Source organism: Pseudonocardia sulfidoxydans NBRC 16205 (genome assembly GCF_007989085.1).
GTDB lineage: Bacteria > Actinomycetota > Actinomycetes > Mycobacteriales > Pseudonocardiaceae > Pseudonocardia > Pseudonocardia sulfidoxydans.
Genome location: NZ_BJVJ01000043.1, coordinates 1 through 19,886, shown reverse-complemented (window position 1 = coordinate 19,886; position 19,886 = coordinate 1). Strand labels below are relative to the sequence as shown.

Annotated in this window: 20 protein-coding genes; 9 read left to right on the top strand and 11 right to left on the bottom strand. The window is 72.7% G+C overall.

The window, feature by feature from the left end; all coding sequences use genetic code 11:
• Positions 1-86: 86 nt before the first annotated feature.
• The 6 genes from PSU4_RS19555 to PSU4_RS19530 all read left to right on the top strand — a co-directional run bounded on the left by PSU4_RS19555 (position 87) and on the right by PSU4_RS19530 (position 5,347).
• Positions 87-998 (top strand): TIGR04222 domain-containing membrane protein, encoded by a 912-nt coding sequence (locus tag PSU4_RS19555; RefSeq protein WP_147110355.1) that lies wholly within the window; start codon positions 87-89, stop codon positions 996-998.
• The gene (locus PSU4_RS19550; RefSeq protein WP_147110353.1) at positions 991-1,839 is read left to right on the top strand and encodes an MbnB/TglH/ChrH family RiPP precursor modification enzyme; all 849 of its coding nucleotides are present in this window, start codon (positions 991-993) and stop codon (positions 1,837-1,839) included. Before PSU4_RS19555 ends, PSU4_RS19550 begins: the two co-directional genes overlap by 8 nt.
• Positions 1,836-2,270, top strand: a complete 435-nt coding sequence (locus PSU4_RS19545; RefSeq protein WP_147110351.1) for an SCO6045 C-terminal-like domain-containing protein — start codon at positions 1,836-1,838, stop codon at positions 2,268-2,270. The genes PSU4_RS19550 and PSU4_RS19545 overlap by 4 nt, the downstream gene beginning before the upstream one ends.
• A 184-nt stretch (positions 2,271-2,454) precedes the next feature.
• Positions 2,455-4,227, top strand: coding sequence for an acetyl/propionyl/methylcrotonyl-CoA carboxylase subunit alpha (locus PSU4_RS19540; RefSeq protein WP_147110349.1), 1,773 nt, complete (start codon positions 2,455-2,457; stop codon positions 4,225-4,227).
• Between the two features lie 185 nt (positions 4,228-4,412).
• Positions 4,413-4,643 carry a hypothetical protein gene (locus tag PSU4_RS31905; protein WP_222596329.1) on the top strand — a complete coding sequence of 77 codons (231 nt, stop codon included), beginning with the start codon at positions 4,413-4,415 and terminating at the stop codon, positions 4,641-4,643.
• A gap of 233 nt (positions 4,644-4,876) precedes the next feature.
• Positions 4,877-5,347, top strand: coding sequence for a hypothetical protein (locus PSU4_RS19530; protein ID WP_147110347.1), 471 nt, complete (start codon positions 4,877-4,879; stop codon positions 5,345-5,347).
• A 47-nt stretch (positions 5,348-5,394) separates the two neighbouring features.
• On the opposite strand, the gene PSU4_RS19525 is transcribed toward PSU4_RS19530, so the two are convergent.
• Together PSU4_RS19525 and PSU4_RS19520 are read right to left on the bottom strand one after the other, a co-directional pair.
• The gene (locus PSU4_RS19525; protein WP_147110345.1) at positions 5,395-5,754 is read right to left on the bottom strand and encodes a hypothetical protein; all 360 of its coding nucleotides are present in this window, start codon (positions 5,752-5,754) and stop codon (positions 5,395-5,397) included.
• 458 nt (positions 5,755-6,212) lie between these two features.
• On the bottom strand, positions 6,213-7,616 hold the full coding sequence (locus PSU4_RS19520) for an NAD(P)H-quinone dehydrogenase (RefSeq protein ID WP_147110343.1): 1,404 nt from the start codon (positions 7,614-7,616) through the stop codon (positions 6,213-6,215).
• A gap of 113 nt (positions 7,617-7,729) precedes the next feature.
• Here PSU4_RS19520 and PSU4_RS19515 point away from each other — a divergent pair, with 113 nt between their 5' ends.
• Both PSU4_RS19515 and PSU4_RS19510 read left to right on the top strand, forming a co-directional pair.
• A complete protein-coding gene (locus PSU4_RS19515; RefSeq protein WP_147110341.1) occupies positions 7,730-8,179 on the top strand; it encodes a gamma-glutamylcyclotransferase family protein in 450 nt (149 codons plus the stop codon).
• 74 nt (positions 8,180-8,253) lie between these two features.
• On the top strand, positions 8,254-8,553 hold the full coding sequence (locus tag PSU4_RS19510) for a hypothetical protein (RefSeq protein WP_147110339.1): 300 nt from the start codon (positions 8,254-8,256) through the stop codon (positions 8,551-8,553).
• Positions 8,554-8,574: 21 nt separating this feature from the next.
• Here PSU4_RS19510 and PSU4_RS19505 read toward each other — a convergent pair whose 3' ends face one another.
• The 9 genes from PSU4_RS19505 to PSU4_RS19465 form a co-directional block, all read right to left on the bottom strand.
• Positions 8,575-9,297 carry a FadR/GntR family transcriptional regulator gene (locus PSU4_RS19505; protein ID WP_147110337.1) on the bottom strand — a complete coding sequence of 241 codons (723 nt, stop codon included), beginning with the start codon at positions 9,295-9,297 and terminating at the stop codon, positions 8,575-8,577.
• A 135-nt stretch (positions 9,298-9,432) separates the two neighbouring features.
• Entirely contained in the window at positions 9,433-11,154 is a 1,722-nt protein-coding gene (locus PSU4_RS19500) for an acetyl/propionyl/methylcrotonyl-CoA carboxylase subunit alpha (RefSeq protein WP_147110335.1), read from the bottom strand.
• Positions 11,151-11,942, bottom strand: coding sequence for an HpcH/HpaI aldolase/citrate lyase family protein (locus PSU4_RS19495; RefSeq protein ID WP_147110333.1), 792 nt, complete (start codon positions 11,940-11,942; stop codon positions 11,151-11,153). Before PSU4_RS19495 ends, PSU4_RS19500 begins: the two co-directional genes overlap by 4 nt.
• Positions 11,939-13,456 (bottom strand): acyl-CoA carboxylase subunit beta, encoded by a 1,518-nt coding sequence (locus PSU4_RS19490; RefSeq protein ID WP_147110331.1) that lies wholly within the window; start codon positions 13,454-13,456, stop codon positions 11,939-11,941. The genes PSU4_RS19495 and PSU4_RS19490 overlap by 4 nt, the downstream gene beginning before the upstream one ends.
• Positions 13,453-13,956 (bottom strand): MaoC family dehydratase, encoded by a 504-nt coding sequence (locus tag PSU4_RS19485; RefSeq protein ID WP_246115223.1) that lies wholly within the window; start codon positions 13,954-13,956, stop codon positions 13,453-13,455. The genes PSU4_RS19490 and PSU4_RS19485 overlap by 4 nt, the downstream gene beginning before the upstream one ends.
• Positions 13,957-13,959: 3 nt before the next feature.
• The gene (locus PSU4_RS19480) at positions 13,960-14,742 is read right to left on the bottom strand and encodes an enoyl-CoA hydratase/isomerase family protein (protein ID WP_147110329.1); all 783 of its coding nucleotides are present in this window, start codon (positions 14,740-14,742) and stop codon (positions 13,960-13,962) included.
• Positions 14,739-16,334 (bottom strand): AMP-binding protein, encoded by a 1,596-nt coding sequence (locus tag PSU4_RS19475; protein ID WP_147110327.1) that lies wholly within the window; start codon positions 16,332-16,334, stop codon positions 14,739-14,741. Before PSU4_RS19475 ends, PSU4_RS19480 begins: the two co-directional genes overlap by 4 nt.
• 5 nt (positions 16,335-16,339) lie before the next feature.
• Entirely contained in the window at positions 16,340-16,783 is a 444-nt protein-coding gene (locus tag PSU4_RS19470) for a MaoC/PaaZ C-terminal domain-containing protein (protein ID WP_147110326.1), read from the bottom strand.
• 7 nt (positions 16,784-16,790) lie between these two features.
• Positions 16,791-18,098 carry an MFS transporter gene (locus PSU4_RS19465; protein ID WP_147110324.1) on the bottom strand — a complete coding sequence of 436 codons (1,308 nt, stop codon included), beginning with the start codon at positions 18,096-18,098 and terminating at the stop codon, positions 16,791-16,793.
• A 285-nt stretch (positions 18,099-18,383) separates the two neighbouring features.
• Here PSU4_RS19465 and PSU4_RS19460 point away from each other — a divergent pair, with 285 nt between their 5' ends.
• Positions 18,384-18,968 carry a TetR/AcrR family transcriptional regulator gene (locus PSU4_RS19460; protein ID WP_186817065.1) on the top strand — a complete coding sequence of 195 codons (585 nt, stop codon included), beginning with the start codon at positions 18,384-18,386 and terminating at the stop codon, positions 18,966-18,968.
• Positions 18,969-19,886: the final 918 nt, after the last annotated feature.

Genomic DNA, 19,886 nt, shown 5'->3' with positions numbered 1-19,886 from the left:
AAGTCTTGGTGAGGAACATTCCATCCGGTCCATGACGCCCGACACACTGTGGTCGTCCCACGAGGACGACCACAGGGGGTGTTCACATGAGGCCACTCGCCGCCGCAGGAGACACCTGGGGCATCAGCAGCCAGACGTTCATCTTGTTCTACCTGCTCCTCGCCGTCGTCGTGTGGATCGCCGCGGTCCGCACGCGCCGGGCCGTCGTCGGGCGCCGCCGGGGGGACCGGCTGTCCGTCGACCTGACCAGCGCGCCCTACGACGTCGCGTTCCTCAACGGGGGCGCCGACCTGGCCGTGTTCGCCGCACTGTCGTCGATGCGCGTCGACAAGACGGTGGCGACGGCCGGTCGCGGCAACGTCGTCGCCGCCGGCACCCTGCGTGCCGACGCCGACCCTCTCGAGAAGGCGATCCACCGGACGGCGTCGTCACCGGTCGCACGTGCGCGGCTGAAGCGCCACAAGCCGGTGGTCGCGGCGCTCGGCCGGATCGAGAAGCGCCTCGTCGCCGACGGACTGCTCCTGGACGCCGGGGAGCAGCGCGCCGTCCGTACCGCGGGTGCCTGGATGCTGGCCGTGGCCGCGCTCGGTCTGCTCCGGATCGTCGCGGGCATCGCCAACGGCAAGCCCGTCGGTTTCATGGTCGCCGCGTTCCTGGTGGTGAGCGTGATCGGCATCGTGCTCACCGCGCGCGTGCCGGGGCGCACCCCACTGGGCAACTCGACCGTCTCGATGCTGCGGGACCTGCACGACCGGCTCTCCCCGGCCAACAACCCGGACTGGGTGACCTACGGCGCGGCGGGGGCCGCGCTGGGGGTCGGCGTCTTCGGGATGAGCGCCCTGTGGGCGTCCGACCCGGCGTTCGCCAGCGAGCTAGAGGCCCAGCGTGCCGCGGCCTCAGGTGGGGGCGACTCCGGCGGCGGCGACGGCGGCGGGGGTGCCGGCGGCGGCTGTGGCGGCTGCGGTGGGGGTGGTGGTGGAGGCGGCTGCGGTGGCTGACCTCGCACTGCACGGAACGGGCGTCGGCTGGCGCCCCGAGATCGCCGGCGTGGTCGACGACCTGCCGGACCTGGGCTTCTGCGAGGTCATCGCAGAGTCGGTCGATCCCGCAGCTCCACCTCGAGGGGTGGTGGAGCTGCGGGATCGCGGGGTTGCGGTGATCCCGCACGGTGTGCGGCTGTCACTCGGCAGCGCCGACGGCCTCGACCGGCACCGCGCCGAGCACCTCGCGGCGTGCGCCGTCGCGCTGGGCGCGCCACTGGTCAGCGAGCACGTCTCGTTCACCCGGGTCGCGGGCCGCGACGCCGGGCACCTGCTCCCGTTGCCACGCACCCGGGAGGCGCTCGACGTCCTCGTCGCCAACGTCACCGCGACGCAGGCCGTCCTCGACGTGCCGCTGGCGCTGGAGCCGATCGCCGCGCTGTTCGACTGGCCGGGCGCGGAGTTCACCGAGGCCGAGTTCCTCACGCGGCTGCTCGACCGGACGGGGGCGCTGCTGCTGCTCGACGTCGCGAACGTCCACGCCAACGCCCGCAACCGCGGCACCGACCCGCGTGCGGTGCTCGACGCGCTGCCGCTCGACCGGGTCGCGTACGTGCACGTCGCGGGCGGGTCGGAGCACGCGGGCGACGCCGCGCACGGCGACCCCGGCGTCTACCACGACACCCACACCGATGCGGTGCCCGCCGAGGTCCTCGCCCTGCTCGGGGAGCTGTGCGACCGGGCGCGCCCGCCCGCGGTGATGCTGGAACGCGACGGCCACTACCCGCCCGCCGCCGAGCTCACGGCCGAGTTCACGACGATCGCGCGCACCGCCCGGCTCACGGGAGCACTGCAGTGACCGGCTCGCTCGCCGCCGCGCAGGCCGCGCTCGTCGACTCGCTCGTCGCGGGCGCCGCGGTGCCCGCGGGGTTCGACGACGTCCGGCTCGCGACGGTCCGGCGGGCGCTGCTGCGCAAGCGGTCCGGTGAGATCGCGCGGACCTGGCCGCTGCTCGCCGCCGCGCACGGGCAGCACTGGGCGGGTGTCGTCGCCACGCACCTCGACGGGGTCGCGCCCGGAGGGTCGCTGCGCGACGGTTTCGACGTCGCCCGCGCCCTGCGCGCCGCGGGGCAACTGCCGCCGTCGGCGGCCGAGGAGCTCGCGTCGCGAGAGGCCGGGTGGCGCTACGACGGCACGTCCGCGCCGACCCGCCGCCGGGTGCCGACGGTCCGCCGCGGGGGCGGCGCGCTGTTCGTCCAGGTGGGCGGACGCACCCTCCGTCTCGGCTGACCCGCCACGAATTGCGACCTGCACCACATCGCTGACACGATCAAGGTGGCGGGAGCGGCCGTGACGCGCTCCGCAAAGTCGGAAACGCCACAGAACTCCGCACCCGGACGAGGCCGCCGATCCTCATACACTCGCGAGACCACTGCGCCGGCGCAACGGGCCGGCCGACCACGGAGGAGCGGACGTGCCCGAGCTGACCAAGGTCCTCGTCGCCAACCGGGGGGAGATCGCGGTCCGCGTGATCCGCGCCGCGAAGGACGCGGGTCTGGCCTCCGTGGCCGTATACGCCGACCCCGACCGCGACGCCCCGTTCGTCCGGCTCGCCGACGAGGCCTTCGCGCTCGGCGGCAGCACCGCCGGCGAGACCTACCTCGACATCGAGAAGGTCATCGCCGCCGCGAAGCAGGCGGGCGCCGACGGCATCCACCCCGGCTACGGCTTCCTGTCGGAGAACGCCGACTTCGCCCAGGCCGTCATCGACGCCGGGATCACCTGGATCGGGCCGTCACCCCAGTCGATCCGCGACCTCGGCGACAAGGTCACCGCCCGCCACATCGCCATGCGCGCCGGCGCCCCGCTCGTCCCCGGCACCGCCGACCCCGTGTCCGGCGCCGACGAGGTCCTCGAGTTCGTGAAGGAACACGGGCTGCCCGTCGCCATCAAGGCGGCGTTCGGCGGCGGCGGGCGCGGCATGAAGGTCGCCCGCGAGGAGAAGGAGATCGCCGAGCTCTACGAGTCGGCGGTCCGCGAGGCCACCGCGGCGTTCGGCCGCGGCGAGTGCTTCGTCGAGCGCTACCTCGACAAGCCGCGCCACGTCGAGACGCAGGTCGTCGCCGACCAGCACGGCAACGTCGTCGTCGTCGGCACCCGCGACTGCTCGCTGCAGCGTCGCTTCCAGAAGCTCGTCGAGGAGGCCCCCGCGCCGTTCCTCACCGACGAGCAGCGCAAGACCCTCTACGACGCCTCCAAGGCGATCTGCAAGGAGGCCGGCTACTACGGCGCCGGCACCGTCGAGTTCCTCATCGGCCAGGACGGCCTCATCACGTTCCTCGAGGTCAACACCCGGCTGCAGGTCGAGCACCCCGTCTCCGAGGAGACCTCGGGGCTCGACCTCGTCCGCGAGATGTTCCGCATCGCCGAGGGCAAGGAGCTCAACCTCCACGAGGACCCGGCGCCGCGCGGGCACTCCATCGAGTTCCGCATCAACGGCGAGGACGCCGGCCGCGGGTTCCTCCCCGCACCCGGCACCGTGTCGTCGATCAGCTACCCGGCCGGGCCGGGCGTGCGCGTCGACGCGGGCGTCGAAGCCGGCTCGGTCGTCGGCGGCAACTTCGACTCGCTGCTGGCCAAGATCATCGTCACCGGCTCCGACCGCGCCCAGGCCCTCGAGCGGTCCCGGCGCGCCCTGGCCGAGTTCCAGGTCGAGGGCATGGCGACGGTGCTGCCGTTCCACCGGCTCGTCGTCTCCGACCCGGCGTTCACCGCCGACGCCGAGGACGAGTTCACCGTGCACACCCGGTGGATCGAGACCGAGTGGGACAACACCGTCGAGCCCTTCGCCGGTGCCGGCGACGAGGAGTCCGACGAGGCGCCGCGCCAGTCGGTGGTCGTCGAGGTCGGCGGCCGGCGCCTGGAGGTGTCGCTGCCCGGTGACCTCGCCATCGGCACCGGCGGTGGTGGCGCGGCGAAGGCGGCCCCGCGCAAGCGCGGCAAGTCCGGTGGCGGCGGCGTCAAGGCCTCCGGCGACTCGGTAACCGCCCCTATGCAGGGCACAATCATCAAGGTCGCGGTGTCCGACGGCGACACCGTCTCCGCGGGCGACCTCGTCGTCGTCCTCGAGGCGATGAAGATGGAGAACCCCGTCACCGCCCACAAGGACGGCACCGTCACCGGCCTGTCCGCCGAGCCCGGCTCGTCGATCACCCAGGGCTCGGTCATCTGCGAGATCAAGGACTGACCCTGGAGGCCGTCGAGATCAACGCCGGCGCCTGGTACCTGCGGGCGCCGCGGTCCGACGACCGCGTCGACGACGGACCCGCCTACGCCGACCTGGGCATCGACGGGGGCGTCGCCGCCGCCGATGCGGGCTGGATCGGCGACACCACCTGCACGTGGGCCGTCTGCGAGCCGACCACCGGCGAGATGGTCGGCGAGATCGCCCTCGTCGGGGCGCTCGCCGGCCCGTCCGCCGAGCTGCGGGTCCGCAGCCGGGCCGGCTGGCCGGGCGCCGTCGCCGACTCGCTGCCCCCGGTGCTGCGCTTCGCCGCGGGCGCCCTCGGCGTCACGCGGGTCCGGTGGTCGGCCGACAACACCTCTCCCCCGACCGACTTCGCGCTGGTCACGACCCCGGACGCACTGGTCTCCGTCCCTTGACCCGGTGATCAACTGCTGGCTACGGTGACCCGCAGGCCGACCGCCGCCCCAGGCGACGGCGGCCGGGCGTCCCGCCGGACGGCAGCGCGCCTGACAACTTCACACCCGTGTGACCATCCACGGGCCCGGTACTTCCGCCACGCGGAGTGACCGCGCCGCGGATCCCGTTCACCGCGTCGGCCGAGCCACGCCACGAACGCGTCCATCACCACTCCGGACTTCCAGGATCCGTCATGCCCCACGAGAACGTGTACGTCAGCAACCACATCCACGTCGAAGGTCCCATCCCCGGGCCGTACTCGCTGCTCACCGTGGCGTCGGCCGCGCACCGCGCGGACGGCACCCTGGTCTCGACGTTCACCGTCAACGTGCGAGAGCTGCCCGGGGCCACGATCCACCCGATCGCGCTGAGGTCCTGGCGCGGCCGGGCCGACGACTGGCTCACCACCCGGCGGGCACCCCGCCCGCCGGCCGCGGCGACCAGCGCCTACGTGCGCTGGGTCGACGCGCTCCCGGGCCCGGCGATCTTCGTCGCCGACCCGGAGGCGCAGGACCACGTGTTCCTCTACTGGTACGTGCAGCGCTTCGCCGGCCACTGGCCGTTCGTCGCCACCAGCACCGACCCGCAGGTCAGGGACGCGTTGCCCGCCGTCACCGGCTGCCCGTTGCCGGGCTGCCGCGACGGCGTCGCCCGCACCGCCTGAACCCGAGACCCCCGCCCGGTTCGCCGGTGCGGGGGTCTCGTCGTTCCTCAGTCGCCGAGTGCCTCGTTCCTGCGGCCGACGACCGCGCCCGCCACGCCCGCGACCAGTGTCAACGTCGCCAGGATCATGCCCAGCCAGCCGAAGCCGCCGACCAGCAGCCCGATGCCCGCCGACACCGCTCCCACCGCCAGCCCGGTGCGGGCCACCGACGGCCCCGACAGCTTCCGTGTCACCAGCCGCGCGCCGACGCCCGTCAGCAGGACCGCGAGGAAGGCCGAGATCGGCGCGATGATCGCGACGGGCGGCAGCACGAGGTAGGCGAGGTCGTCGACGAACTGCGACGCGACGGCCGCGGCCACGACGGGGACGACCGGCACCCGGGTCGTGGCGTTCTGCAGTGTGGTCATGTCCTCGAGCATCGTCCCGCGCACGCCCCCGGGAATCGGGGTTCCCCCGGACCCGACCCCGGGATCCGCCGACGACCCGGCGCCGAATACCGGGCGCAACCTGACTGCTGTCGACGGGCCGATCCGCAGCAGTCAGGTTGCGCGCGGCCTGTCCTGCTCGGCACGCTCGGCGCAGCCCTGCGCGGCCGTCCCGCCCGGCGCGGCCCGGCACGGCCGTCCCGCCCGGCGCGGCCCTGCGCGGAGAGCTGCCACCCGCGCGCAACCTCACTGCTCCCCGCGGGCCGATTCGCAGCACTCAGGTTGCGCGCGGCCTGTCCTGCTCGGCACGCCCTGCGTGGCCCTGCGCGGCCGTCTCGTCCGGCGCGGCCCTGCGCGGAGAGCTGCCACCCGCGCGCAACCTCACTGCTCCCCGCGGGCCGATTCGCAGCAGTCAGGTTGCGCCCGGTTGGTCGAGGCCGTCAGTCCAGGTCGTCGTGCTGCATGAGCTGGCGGCCGGCCTCGGTGATCGACCCCGAGAGCGAGGGGTAGACGGAGAAGGTGTGGGCGAGGTCGTCGACGGTGAGGCCGTTCTGCACGGCCAGCGCGATGGGCAGGATCAGCTCGCTCGCCACCGGCGCCACGACCACACCGCCGATGACGGCGCCCGTCGCGGGCCGGCAGAACACCTTCACGAAGCCGCGCCGCAGGCCGCGCATCTTGGCGCGCGGGTTGGTGGCCAGCGGCAGCATGACCGTGCGGGCGGGGACCTCGCCGGCGTCGATGACGCGCTGGCTGATGCCGACCGTCGCGATCTCGGGCCTGGTGAACACGTTGGCGGCGACGGTGCGCAGCTTGATCGGGGCGACGCCCTCGCCGAGCGCGTGCCACATCGCGATCCGGCCCTGCATCGCGGCGACCGAGGCCAGCATGAGGACGCCGGTGCAGTCGCCCGCGGCGTAGACGCCGGGGACGGAGGTGCGGGAGACGCGGTCGACGGTGACGAACCCGCCGCCGTCGGTGTGGACGCCGATCTTCTCCAGCCCGATTCCCGCGGTGTTGGGGACGGACCCGACCGTCATCAGGGCGTGGGAGCCGCGGACCTGGCTGCCGTCGGTCAGGGTCACGACGACGCCGTCGCCCTCGCGGGTGACCGACTCGGCGCGGGCGTTGGCCAGGATCTCGACGCCGCGCTCGGCGAACACCTCCTGCAGCACGGCGGCGGCGTCGGCGTCCTCGCCGGGGAGCACCCGGTCGCGGCTGGACACGAGGGTGACGCGGCAGCCGAGCTCGACGTAGGCGGAGACGAACTCCGCGCCCGTCACCCCGGAGCCGACGACGACGAGGTGCTCGGGCAGCGCGGGAAGGTCGTAGAGCTGGCGCCAGGTGAGGATGCGTTCGCCGTCGGGGCGTGCGGAGTCGAGGATGCGCGGGGTGGCTCCGGTGGCGACGAGCACGATGTCGGCGGGGAGTTCTTCCTCGGCGCCGTCGGCGGTGGTGACGTCGACGACCTGGGGTGCGCGGCCGGGGGCGGGTTCGCCGAAGCAGGCGGTGCCGTCGACGATCCGGACGCCTTCGCCCGCGACGCGGTCGCGGATGTCGGCGGACTGCGCCCGGGCCAGGCTGAGCACGCGGCCGTGGACCTTGGGGAGGTCGATGCCGGCGGTGTTGCGGTCGAGGAGGACGCCGAGGTCCTCGGCGCGGTGCAGGTCGACGCGCACGGCGGCGCTGGAGATGAAGGTCTTGGACGGCACGCAGTCGTCGAGGACGCATGCGCCACCCATGCCGTCGCGTTCGACGACGGTGACCTCGCTCCCGTGCTGTGCGGCGACGAGCGCCGCCTCGTAGCCGGCGGGTCCGCCGCCCATGATCACGATCCGGGTCACGCCGGTTCGCCCTCCTCCGCGTCGATCGGGACGACGCAGACAGTACGCCCGTCCTGTGAACGGGGTGTGGCCCACGGGCGAGGTGCCGCACGGGACATGACTAGTCTGTCCGAGTGCCGCTCTACGCCGCGTACGGGTCGAACATGGACCCCGCCCAGATGAAGGAGCGCGCCCCGTACTCCCCCATGGCGGGCACGGGGTGGCTGCAGGGTTGGCGCCTCACCTTCGGTGGCGAGGACTTCGCCTGGGAGGGTGCGCTCGCAACGGTCGTCGAGCATCCGACGTCGCAGGTCTTCGTCGTGCTCTACGACGTGCCCGACCAGGACGCCGCCACCCTCGACCGGTGGGAGGGCGGGGAGCTCGGGCTGCACAAGAAGCTGCGGCTGCGGGTGCACACCCTCGACGGCGACGTCCTGGCCTGGATCTACGTGCTCGACGCCTACGAGGGCGGCATGCCTTCGGCGCGCTACCTCGGTGTGATCGCCGACGCGGCGGAGCTGGCCGGCGCCCCGGACGACTACGTCGCCGCGCTGCGCAGCCGGCCGTCGCGCAAGTCGCTCTGACGGGTCGCGTTCTCCGTTCGACGTGACCGCGGCGACAGTTGTCAGACATCTGACCGCTCGCCTACGCTCCGGGGATGGGCACCCCCAGCGACCGCCCGCTGCTCGAACGACTGGTCCGTTCCGTGTTCCCGCCGGGCAGCTTCCCCGAGGTCGTCTACTCCCGCGCCGCCGACGAGGTGCTGCACCACGACTGGGTGGGCCAGGTCCTGCGTCACGAGGTCACCGACGAGGCAGCGGACCCGCTCGCCCGGCTGGTCGGTTCCGCGCACGGCCCGGCGCTGGTGGAGATCATCTCCGATGCCGCGGTACGTGCCGCCCTCGACGCGGCCCGGACCGAACGCGTCGCCGCAGGCCCCCTCGGCCCACCGGCCTGATCGCCCCCGGGCCGCCGTTCCTCAGGTCGTCCGGAACATCTCGAAGATCACGTCGAAGTTGGCGACGGTCGCCGCGATCGCCGCCGCGGGGTCCCCTGCCCGGATCGCGTCGAGCAGCGCCGCGTGCTCGTCCGTGGTGTCGGGCAGCGGCTCCTGGTCGACGAGGGCGGCCAGCGCGTGCGCGAGCGACTCCCGGAACCGGTCGAACAGGTCGAGCAGCAGCCCGTTGCCGGCCATCGCCACCACCCCGCGATGGAACGCGGTGTCGGCCTGCACGAACGCAGCGGTGTCGGCCCCGACCAGCGACTGGCGGTGGGCCAGGACCTCTTCGAGGGCGTCGATGTCGTCGGGCGAGGCGACCTCCGCCGCGATCCGCGCCGCCTCGACCTCCAGGGCCCGTCGCACCTGGTAGACCTCGAGGATCCGGGCCCGGCGCAGCAGCTGCGACGTACCGGCCCCGGCGTCGGCGGTCAGCCCGGTGGCGGCCGGGAGCGGTAGCGCGTCGGCGACGAACGTGCCGTTACCGTGCTGCACGACGAGCAGTCCCTCGCGGGTGAGCAGCTTGATCGCCTCGCGCAGCGAGGAACGCCCGACCCCCAGCTCACGGGCCAGGGCCGGCTCCGCGGGTAGCTTCTCGCCGGGGGCCCACCGGCCGTATGCCAGGTCGTCACGCAGTGCGTTCTCGACCCGCGCGACGACACTCGAGCTCCCGAGATGCCGTTGTGGCGGGCCACTCGTCTGCACAGGACTCCTCGCGTCGGCGGAGCCGCAGTGTACGGCGCAACCCGACGATCGTCTGCGGCGTCCAGGCCCCGACCCGCGCGCAACCTCACTGCTGTCTGCAGGCCGAGCTGCAGCGCTGAGGTTGCGCGCGGATTGTCAGTCGGCCGGTTCCAGGCGGCACAGCAGGGCGTCCTGGGCGACGCTGTCGCCGATCGCGACCGGCAGCTCGACGACGATGCCCGACGCGGTGGCGCGCACGGCGTTCTCCATCTTCATGGCCTCGACGACGGCGACCACGTCACCCGCCGCGACCTGCGCCCCCTTCTCCACGGCGAGCTGGACGACGGTGCCCTGCATCGGCGAGACCAACGCGTCGGGCGAGGCCGCGGCCCCGGCGCCCCGGTCGGCCCCGGCGAGCAGTCCGGCCCGGACCGCGTCGGCGGCGGCGCCGGTCAGCTCGGCCATGCCGGGCAACGACACCCGCAGCGTGCGACGACCCAGCCGCAGCACACCGACGGTCGGGTCGGCCTCGGCCGGTCCGCGTCGCGGCAGGTACTCCTCCTCGATCCAGCGGGTGTGGACGGAGAAGTTCTCGGATGAGGTGAAGGCGGGGTCGGCGAGCAGGTCGCGGTGCACGTCGAGGACCGTCGGGACGCCGTCGACCCGGGTCTCGGCGAGCACCCGGCGGGCCCGGGCGAGGGCCTCGGACCGGGTCGCCCCGCTGACGATCACCTTGGCCAGCAACGAGTCGTACTCGGCGCCGACCCGCCCACCGGCGGCGATGCCGGCGTCGACGCGCACGCCCGGCCCGGAGGGCACCTCGAACCGGGTGACGGTGCCGGGCGCGGGGGCGAAGCCGCGGGAGGCGTCCTCGGCGTTGATCCGGAACTCGATCGCGTGACCGCGGACGGGCACGTCGGCGGGCAGGTCGAGCGATCCCCCGGCGGCGACGCGGAACTGGGCGCCGACGACGTCGACACCCGTGACCTCCTCGGTGACGGGATGCTCGACCTGCAACCGGGTGTTGACCTCCAGGAACGTGGTCGTACCGTCGGCGCCGACGAGGAACTCGACGGTCCCGGCGCTGGTGTAGCCGGCCTCGCGGCAGATCGCGGTGGCGGCCTCGTGGAGGGTGGCGCGCAGCGCGTCGGACAGGAACGGTGCGGGTGCCTCCTCGACGAGCTTCTGGTTGCGCCGCTGGACGGTGCAGTCGCGGGTGCCGAGCACCGAGACCGCACCGTGGGTGTCGGCGAGGACCTGGACCTCGACGTGGCGGGCCTGCGGCAGGAAGCGTTCGACGAAGCACTCGCCGCGCCCGAACGCCGCGGTGGCCTCGCGGACGGCGGACTCGAAGGCGCCCGCGATCTCGCGTTCGGTGTGCACCACCTTCAGGCCCCGGCCCCCACCCCCGAACGCCGCCTTGATCGCGATCGGGAAGCCGTGCGCCGCGGCGAAAGCCTCGACCTCGGCGACCCCGGACACCGGCGAGGTCGTGCCGGGCGCCATCGGGGCGCCGACGCGCCGGGCGATCGCGCGGGCGGACACCTTGTCCCCCAACGCCCGCATCGCCGCGGGCGACGGTCCGACCCACGTCAGCCCGGCGTCGATCACCGCCTGGGCGAAGCCCGCGTCCTCGGAGAGGAACCCGTAGCCGGGGTGCACGGCGTCGGCACCCGTCACCCGCGCCGCGTCCAGCAACGCGTCAGCGGCCAGATACCCGCCGTCGGGCAGCGGGAACGCCTCGTCGGCCAGCAAGGTGTGTGGCGCGCCCGCGTCCTGCGACGAGTGCACGGCGACGGCGCGCAGCCCGGCGTCGTGGCACGCCCGCACGATGCGGACGGCGATCTCCCCGCGGTTGGCGACGAGCACGGTCCTCATGCGTTCTCCCCCGCTCGCGCCAGTACCTGACGCGCCAGCTTCAGGTGCACGGCGTCGACCATCTCCCCGTCGACGACCGCGACCCCGGCCGACTCGGCCTCCAGCACCCGCCGCGCGCGTTCGATCTCCGGGACCGACGGTGTGAACACCTCGTGCGCCAACGCCACCTGCGACGGATGGATGCAGATCTTCCCGGCGTAGCCGAGGTCGCGGCCGTCGGAGGCGTCGGCGCGGAACGCCTCGGCGTCGCCGATCGCGGTGACGACCTGGTCGAGCAGCGGGATCCCCGCCAGCCGCCCCGCGAGCACGGTCTGGCTGCGCGCGTAGAGGACCTCGAGGCTGCCGGGGCTGCGGCGGCCGCCGATGTCGGCGATGTAGTCCTCGGCGCCGAAGAACCCGGTGTCGGCGTGGGCGAACAGCTCGCGGGCGTTGACGACGCCGAGCGCGGACTCGATGCCCGCCATCAGGATCCGGCCCGCGGTGCGTTCCCGGACCTGCGCGAGCACCACCGGGTCCTCCGCCTTGGGGACGATGACGCCGGCCGCGCCGCTGCTCAGGGCGGCGTCGAGGTCGTCGTCGAACCACGGGGTTCCGGGGGCGTTGACGCGGACGAGGACGGTGGCTCCGCCGGCATCGAGCGGCTGGTTCACCAGACCAGCGCGGGCGGTGGACTTTCCCGCCACGGCGACCGCGTCCTCCAGGTCGACCGCGACGGCGTCGGGCTGCCAGCGCGGGACCTTGGCCAGCAGCTCCAGCTTGTCGGCCGGGACGAACAGCAGGCTCCTCATACCGGGCTCACCACGTGATGACGCTTCCCACAAGACCGTTCCCAGCCGTCGGCCGCCGCGACCCGCGCGATCAGCTCGGCCCGCAGGTCGCCCGGTTCGACGACGGCGTCGACGACCAGGTCGCTGCCCATCCGCAGCAGGTTCACCTCCGCCTCCTGCTCCGCGACGCGCCGCGCGACGAACGCGGCCCGTTCCCCCTCGTCCTCAATCTGGGCGATCCTGTTGGCGTACATGGCGTTCGCCGACGCCTCGGGGGCCATCGTGCCGATCGTCGCCGTCGGCAGCGCGAGCGTGGCGCGGGGCTCGAAGCCGGGCGCGCACATCGCGTAGTAGCCCGCCGCGTAGGCCTTGCGCAGCACCACGGTGAACCGCGGCACCTCCGCCGACGCCATGGCCACCAGCATCTTCGCGCCGTGCCGGATGATGCCCTGCCGCTCGACGGCCACCCCGACCATGAAGCCCGGAACGTCCTGCAGGAACACGATCGGCACGTTGAACGCGTCGCACAGCGAGATGAACCGGGCGGCCTTGTCGGCGGAGTCGACGAAGATCGCGCCGCTGCGCACCGACGGCTGGTTGGCGACGATCCCGACGACCTTCCCGTCGAGGCGCCCCAGCCCGCACACCATCTCCGTCGCCCAGCCCGACTTGATCTCGAAGAACGAACCGGCGTCGACGATGCGGTCGATGACGTCGTTGACGTCGTAGGGGCGGTTGGGGTCGGTGGGGACGAGGTCGTCGGGCCAGTGACCGGTCGCGGGCGGGCGCGCCTCGGTGACCGGGGGCCGCTGCGCGAACGACGACGGCAGGTAGGTCAGCAACAGCCGGGCCGCCGCGATCGCCTCGCCGTCGCTGCCGAACACCTCGTCGCCGCAGCCGGACACGGTGGCGTGCATGCGCGCGCCACCCATCTCCTCCAACGTCGTGATCTCGCCCGTGACCTTCTCCGCCACCCGCGGTGACGCCAGGTACATCGACGCGTTGCCCTCGACCATCCCGACCCAGTCGGTGAACGCCGGCATGTACGCCCCGCCCGCCGCCGACGGCCCGAGCAGGCAGCAGACCTGCGGCACCCGGCCGGAAAGCCTGACCTGCAGGTGGAAGATGCGCGACGCACCGCGGCGGTTGGGGAAGAAGCCCATCTGGTCGTTGAGCCGCCCGCCCGCAGAGTCGACGAGATAGACGACGGGCAGCAGGTCGCGGTCGGCGCGTTCGAGGATGCGGATCTGCTTCTCGCAGCCCAGCTCGCCCCACGACCCGGCCTTCACGGTGAAGTCGTGCGCGATGACGGCGACGAGCCGCCCCTCGATCCGGCCCACCCCCGTGACGACGCCGTCGGCGGGCAGGCCCTCGCTGCGCGCGTTGGCGAGCAGCCCGTCCTCGACGAACGTGCCGGGGTCAAACAGTAGCGTCAGCCGGTCGCGGACGGGCAGCTTCGCGGGCCAGCGGGAGGTGTCGAGCCCGGCGAGCGCGGTCTCCTTGGCGACGGTGACGTCGTCTTTCACGGCGGTCACGAGGCCCCCTGCGAAGGGGCTCGGCGGATCAGGCCCGTTCGACGGGCCTGGCACACCAGCTCGTCGCGCTGGTTGTGGGCGCGGTGCTCGAACACCACGATCCCCTGCGTCGGCCGGGACTTCGACGCCCTCGCCGAGACCACCTCCGACTCGACGCGGATCGTGTCGCCGACGAACACCGGCTTCGGGAACGTGACGTCGTCCATGCCGAGCTGGGCGAGGATCGTGCCGTGCGTCAGCTCGGGCACCGACAGCCCGACGACCAGCGCGACGGTGAACATGCTGTTGACCAGCACCTGGCCGAACTCGGTGCCCTTGGCGTAGTCGGCGTCGAGGTGGGCGGCGGCCGGGTTCATCGTCATCGTCGTGAACATGACGTTGTCGGTCTCGGTGACGGTGCGCCGGATCGCGTGCTCGACGACGAGGCCCTCGGTGAGCTCCTCGAACCACAGGCCGGACACGACGCGGCCCTCGGCGTCGCGCTTCTGCTGGAAAACCACTTCTCAGACTCCCTGGAAGTTCGGTGCACGCTTCCCGGCGAACGCCGCGAGACCCTCACGGGCGTCGGGGTTGCCGGTCAGGTGCTCGACGACGGTGCGCTGCTCGGCCACGAGCGCGTCGCGGTAGGGCATCGCCAGGCCGTCGAAGTACATGCGCTTGACGCCCGCGAGCGCGGAGGGGCTGTGCCGCAACAGCCTTCGTGTGATCGCGTGAACCGTCGACTCCAGCTCCTCCGGGGAGACACACCAGCCGACGAGCCCCATCGCGGCCGCGGTCGCGCCGTCGACGATCTCGCCCGTGTACAGCAGCCGCCGCGCCAGCGCCGCCGGGAGCACCCGCGGCAGCCGCACCGAGCCGCCCGCGCCCGGGATCATCCCGTACTCCATGTGCCGGTCGCCGATCTTCGCCTCGGTGGAGGCGACGACGAGGTCGCACGCCAGCATCAGCTCGCACCCGCCCGCGACGCCGTAGCCGTCGACGACACAGATCGAGACGAACGGCGCGGCCTCGATCGCGTCGAGCGCGGCGCCGATCTGCGCGATGTAGGCGGCGACGGCGTCGCGGTCGTCGCCCAGCCCGAGCAGGTGGGGCAGGTCGGCACCGGCGGAGAGGGCCTTCCCGCGGCCGCGGACCGTCGCGACCCGGCAGCCTGCCTCGGTGACCTTCTCCACCGCGGCGTGCAGGCCCTCCAGCAGGTCCGGGCTCATCGCGTTGTGCGCCTTCTCCCGGGTCAGCGTGATCGCGGCCGCACCACCGTCGATCACCACCTCGACCGGCGGGGTCATCCGTTCCTCCGCACCGTGATGCCCGCCTTCTCGCGGTCCCACAACTCGTCCCTGCCGTCCACCGCCGCCGCCTTCAACTTGAACTTCTCCACCTTCTGGCTCGGGGTCTTGGGCAGCTCGTCGATCAGCTGCCAGTACCGGGGCACCATGAAGTACGCCATGTTCTCGACGCAGTAGCCGACGAGCTCGGCGAAGTCGGGCGAGGCGCCGTCGGCGGGCACGACGTAGACCATGACGTCGTCCTCCGACAGGTCCGACGGCACCGCGACCGCGGCGACCTCGTGCACGTCGGGGTGCTTGCACAGGATGGTCTCCAGCTCGTAGGCGGAGATGTTCTCCCCGCGCCGGCGGATGACCTCCTTCTTGCGCTCCGAGAAGTACAGGTAGCCGTCGTCGTCGAGCCACCCGCGGTCGCCGGTGAGGAACCACAGGTCGCGGATCGCGCCGACCGTCGCCTCCGGCATGTCGTGGTAGCCGAGCATGATCATGCCGGGGCCGTTCGGGCGGATGCAGATCTCGCCGACCTCCCCCGTGGGCAGCGGCACCCCGTCGTCGTCGGCGATCTGCACCGCCACGTGGTCGCGCACCCGCCCCGCCGACGCCGCCTTCCCCGGCGGGTCGTGCGGGCCCAGCACCGTCACCGCGCAGTTCTCCGTCATCGCGAACACCGAGGTGACCGTGATGCCGTAGCGGTCCTTGAAGCCGTCGACGAGCGGGCGCGTCGTCGGCACGACCATCGCGCTGCGGACCCGGTGGTCGCGGTCGGCCGGGTCCTCGGGCAGCTGCCAGATGATGTTGGCCATGGCGCCCAACGCGTTGAACTCCGTCGCGCCCGACTCCCGGATGTCGCGCCAGAACGAGCGCGCCGAGAACCGCGGCGCCAGCGCGATGCACGAGTCGCCCCACAGCGCCGCGTACACCGAGTACCAGATCGCGTTGCCGTGGAAGAGCGGCAGACACGTGTAGAGCACGTCGTCGGGGCCGTACTCGCAGTGCCGGGCCATCACCTCGCCGACGGCGTGGCCCTGCGAGTGCGGCGAGACCACGCCCTTCGACGGGCCCGTCGTCCCGGAGGTGTACATGATCAGCATGGGGTCCGACGGCTTGACGTCCGACTGCGGCGTCTCCCCCTTCGTGGTGGCGACGTCGGCGAGCGCGTGGTCTCCCCCGTCCCCCTGCACGATCGTCCGGGCGCCCGTCGCCGTCAGTGCGTTCGCCAGGGTCGGCAGGAAAGCGGCCTCGGCGACGACCCACTCCGAGCCCGACTGCCGCAGGTAGTACTCCAGCTGGTCACCCTTCGCCGCGGTGTTCAGCGGCACCGCGACCGCGCCCAGCTTGCCCAGCCCCCAGCACGTGTACAGGAACTCCGGACAGTTGCCGAGCATCACCGCCACCGTCGTCCCCTTGCCGACGCCCAGGCCTGCGAACCCGCGCGCGTAGTCGTCGGTGAGGCGGTGCATGTCGGCGTAGCTGATGTCGGCCCACTCGCCGCCGTCGCCGCGGACCCGCAGGAACGGACGGTCACCGACGCGCCACGCCTTCTCCGCCAGCACCTGCCCGATCGTGCGTTCCTCGCGTGGGTAGACGTGCATCCCGCTCAGCCCTCCGGCTTCCGGGCCACCAGGGCCTTCAGGTCGGCGACGCACCGCGGCTCGTCGCGATGGTTGAGCACCACGAACCGGTACGTGACGACGCCGTCGCCATCGGGGCGCGCCGCCACGTCGAGCACCTCGGTCTCGACTCGGACGGTGTCCCCGATGACGGTCGGCGCCACGAACCGCAGCGTGTCCAGCCCGTAGAAGGCCTTCATCGCCGGCGGCCAGAACTCGACCAGCCCCAGCCCGAACGAGATCACCAGCGCCCCGTGCGCGATGCGCTGCCCGAACCGCGGATCCGCGGCGGCGTACTCCTTGTCGGTGTGGATCGGGTGCCAGTCACCGGTGATCATCGCGAACTGCACGAGATCGGTCTCGGTGATCGTCCTGGCCCGCGACACCGAGGTGTCGCCGACGCGGATGTCGTCCAGGTAGGTCGTGATCACGTGCTGCTCATCCCTGCTGTTTCTCGAGGTCGGTCACGGCGACCGACGGGTCGTCGAGGTCCGCGCTGCCGCGGGCGATGGTCGTCGCGCTGATCGCCCACACGCACACCAGCGAGATCAGCGACATCACGCACACGTAGACGGCCACCGAGATCACCGAGCCCGTCGCCTCCACCAGCGCCGCGGCGATGATCGGGGCCAACGCGCCACCCAGCAGCACCCCGATCTGGAAACTCGTCGACGCCGCGCTGAAGCGGACCCGCGCGTCGAACATCTCGACGATGTAGGTGGCCTGCGGGCCGTAGGAGACACTGAAGAAGACCGCGCCCACCAGGTACGCGCCGACCAGCAACCCCAGGTTCCCGCTGTCGACGGCGAGCATCGTCGGATAGATCCAGATCGCCATCGCCGCCAGGCCGGCCAGGATCATCCGTTTCCGCCCGAACCGCTCCGACAGCGCCCCGAACACCGGCAACGCCGCCGCCGCGACCGCCGCCGAGATCAGGATCGCCACCAGCATCTCGTTGCGCGAGAACGTCTTCGCCGACGGCCCGTAGCTCAGCGCATACGTGTTGACGACGTAGAAGTACGAGCCCGTGCTCACGATCGAGCCGATGGCCAGCAGGATCTGCAACGGGTACGTCCGGATCGCGAGCCACAGCGGCACCCGCGCCTCGGTGCGGGTCTCGCGGACCTTCTCGAACACCGGCGTCTCGGTCAGCGTGAGCCGGATGAAGAGCCCGACCCCCACGAGCACGATGCTGATCAGGAACGGGATCCGCCAGCCCCACGCCATGAACTGGTCGTCGGGCAGACCGCTGACCGCGAGGAACACCAGCGTCGACAACAGCAGACCGGCCGGGACACCGATCTGCGGCAGGCTCCCGTACAGCCCACGTCTACCCTTCGACGAGTACTCCACCGCCGTCAGCACCGCGCCGCCCCACTCACCGCCGACGCCGAAACCCTGCAACAGCCGCAGCACCACCAGCAGGATCGGCGCCCAGATGCCGATGGACGCGTACGTCGGGAGCAGGCCGATCAGGAACGTCGCGAGCCCCATCATCGTCAACGACATGACCAGCACCTTCTTGCGGCCGATCCGGTCGCCGAAGTGCCCGAAGATGATGCCGCCCAAGGGGCGCGCACCGAAACCGATCGCGAACGTCGAGAACGCGAGCAGGGTGCCCGCGAGCGGGTCGACGTTCGGGAAGTACAGCGGCGCGAACACCAGGGCCGCCGCCGCGCCGTAGAGCTGGAAGTCGTACCACTCGATCGTCGTGCCGATGAGCACCGACGCCGCGACCCGGCGCATCGGTGGCCCTTGCTGCCTCCCCGCTGACGTCCCTGCCGCCGGCGTCCCCGGCGGTCTCGGTGCTGCAGGCGTCGCCATGTCGTCTCCTCGTCGGACCTCGCGGTCCGCCGGGTCGGGGCGGGCCGCGGACTTCGTCGTCGTCGTCCTCGGTTCGGGACCGGCGCGGGGGTCGCATGGCAGGAGCGGCCCCTCGCGGGCCCGGCGACTGGCCTCGCCGCAGGGCCTCGTGCTGCTCGTCCTTAATTAACGTTCATTCAGGACCGGATCCACGATAATGTGAGCCGCGTGACGCGGTCAACGCCCGTCTCGTCGCAGACGGTCCAACACGCGGCGCGCGACCTGTTCGCCGCCCAGGGCTACCGCGGCACGTCCATGAAGGACATCGCGCACGTCCTCGGCGTGTCCGCGCCCAACCTCTACAACCACGTCCCGTCCAAGCAGGACCTGCTGTTCTCGATCATGGACGTCGCCATGGACCGCGCCCTCGACGCACTCGCCGCCGCCCTCACCGGCGTCACCGACGTCGCCGCGCAGCTCCACGCCGCAGCCGCCGCCACCGTGCTGGACTTCCTGGAGAACCCCGCCGAGGTCACCGTCTGCAACACCGAGATCCGCAGCCTCGTCGAGCCCTACCGCACCACGATCATCGGCAAACGCGACGCCTACGGCGCCCGCATCCGCGGAATCGTCGAACGCGGCTGCGCCGAGGGCCGCTTCCACGTCGCCGACCCCCGCACCGCCAGCTACCTCATCCTCGAGATGGGCAACAGCGCCAAGGCCTGGTTCCGCCCCGCCGGCACCTACACCGCCCGCCAGGTCGCCGACCAGTACGCCGACTACGCCCTCCGGATCGTGGGCAACACGGATTAACGATCGTTCAGGGGTGGCCCTCGCTCCGCGTGCGTCGAGCGGGCGGGCGGGTTTCGTGACAGGACCCGCCCGCAGCACGGTCGAAGCCGCGCGTCGACGGGGCGTCAGGACAGCCGCGGCGCCGCACCCCCTCAGCCAGCCGCTGCCGCCCCCGGCACCGCCGCCGCGCGCGACTCCCTGCCGCACGGATTCGTCAGTCACCGCGTGGGTTCGTGAGCAGCGCGCCGGTTTCGCGAGCAACGCGCAGGCTGCAAGGCTGCCTGCGACCGGGCAAGCCTCGCGGCGACCGGAGTATGCGCGTGCCGAGACGCCACACCGGTTCCGCAGCGTGTCGCCGCCGCACCGGGCGCGGGTCGCGGTGTTGCGGGTGCCGCCGGCCAGCTCCACCGCACCCACCGACGCCGCCACCACCAGCCCCAGTCCGACGGTCCACGCCGTGGCCGACGGGGCGTTCAGCTGCCACACCCACTGCGACAGGTGCAGCGCGGCGGAGCGGGGGCAGCTCGTCGCGGCGTCGGTTCCCCTGTCGCCGCGCGGCTTCCGCCAACAGCGCTGGGGCTATGGACCGGGCGCCGACCCATAATGCCGCGCGCCGACGGTGCAGCGCGCGCGGCAACCCGCGCGTTGCACCTCCTGCAGAGAGGGTGCGACGCCGGCGCAGTGGGTGCAGGTCTCGCCGGTGCCGCGGGCTCGTGGGCCGTCGCGCGCGTTCCGTGGGGAGCGCTTGACCCGGAGGAGGGGCAGCGACCCGAGAAACCGCGCGCCGACGGTGCTGCACGCCGCACGCCACGCACCGGCTCCACGGACATCGCACCCCGGCAGAGTGTGCGGCACCCAGCGACAGCACACCACCCAGCAGCAACACGCCACCCAACAGCAACACAGCACCTAACAGCAACACGCCACCCGGCGGCGGTA

Excerpts from the sequence above, each read along its gene's own strand:
- PSU4_RS19555 (WP_147110355.1), top strand. The coding sequence starts at position 87 with ATGAGGCCACTCGCCGCCGCAGGAGACACCTGGGGCATCAGCAGCCAG.
- PSU4_RS31905 (WP_222596329.1), top strand. The coding sequence starts at position 4,413 with ATGGTCGGCGAGATCGCCCTCGTCGGGGCGCTCGCCGGCCCGTCCGCC.
- PSU4_RS19500 (WP_147110335.1), bottom strand. The coding sequence starts at position 11,154 with ATGAGGACCGTGCTCGTCGCCAACCGCGGGGAGATCGCCGTCCGCATC.
- PSU4_RS19530 (WP_147110347.1), top strand. The coding sequence starts at position 4,877 with ATGCCCCACGAGAACGTGTACGTCAGCAACCACATCCACGTCGAAGGT.
- PSU4_RS19480 (WP_147110329.1), bottom strand. The coding sequence starts at position 14,742 with ATGACCCCGCCGGTCGAGGTGGTGATCGACGGTGGTGCGGCCGCGATC.
- PSU4_RS19465 (WP_147110324.1), bottom strand. The coding sequence starts at position 18,098 with ATGCGCCGGGTCGCGGCGTCGGTGCTCATCGGCACGACGATCGAGTGG.
- PSU4_RS19510 (WP_147110339.1), top strand. The coding sequence starts at position 8,254 with ATGGGCACCCCCAGCGACCGCCCGCTGCTCGAACGACTGGTCCGTTCC.
- PSU4_RS19475 (WP_147110327.1), bottom strand. The coding sequence starts at position 16,334 with ATGCACGTCTACCCACGCGAGGAACGCACGATCGGGCAGGTGCTGGCG.
- PSU4_RS19495 (WP_147110333.1), bottom strand. The coding sequence starts at position 11,942 with ATGAGGAGCCTGCTGTTCGTCCCGGCCGACAAGCTGGAGCTGCTGGCC.
- PSU4_RS19525 (WP_147110345.1), bottom strand. The coding sequence starts at position 5,754 with ATGACCACACTGCAGAACGCCACGACCCGGGTGCCGGTCGTCCCCGTC.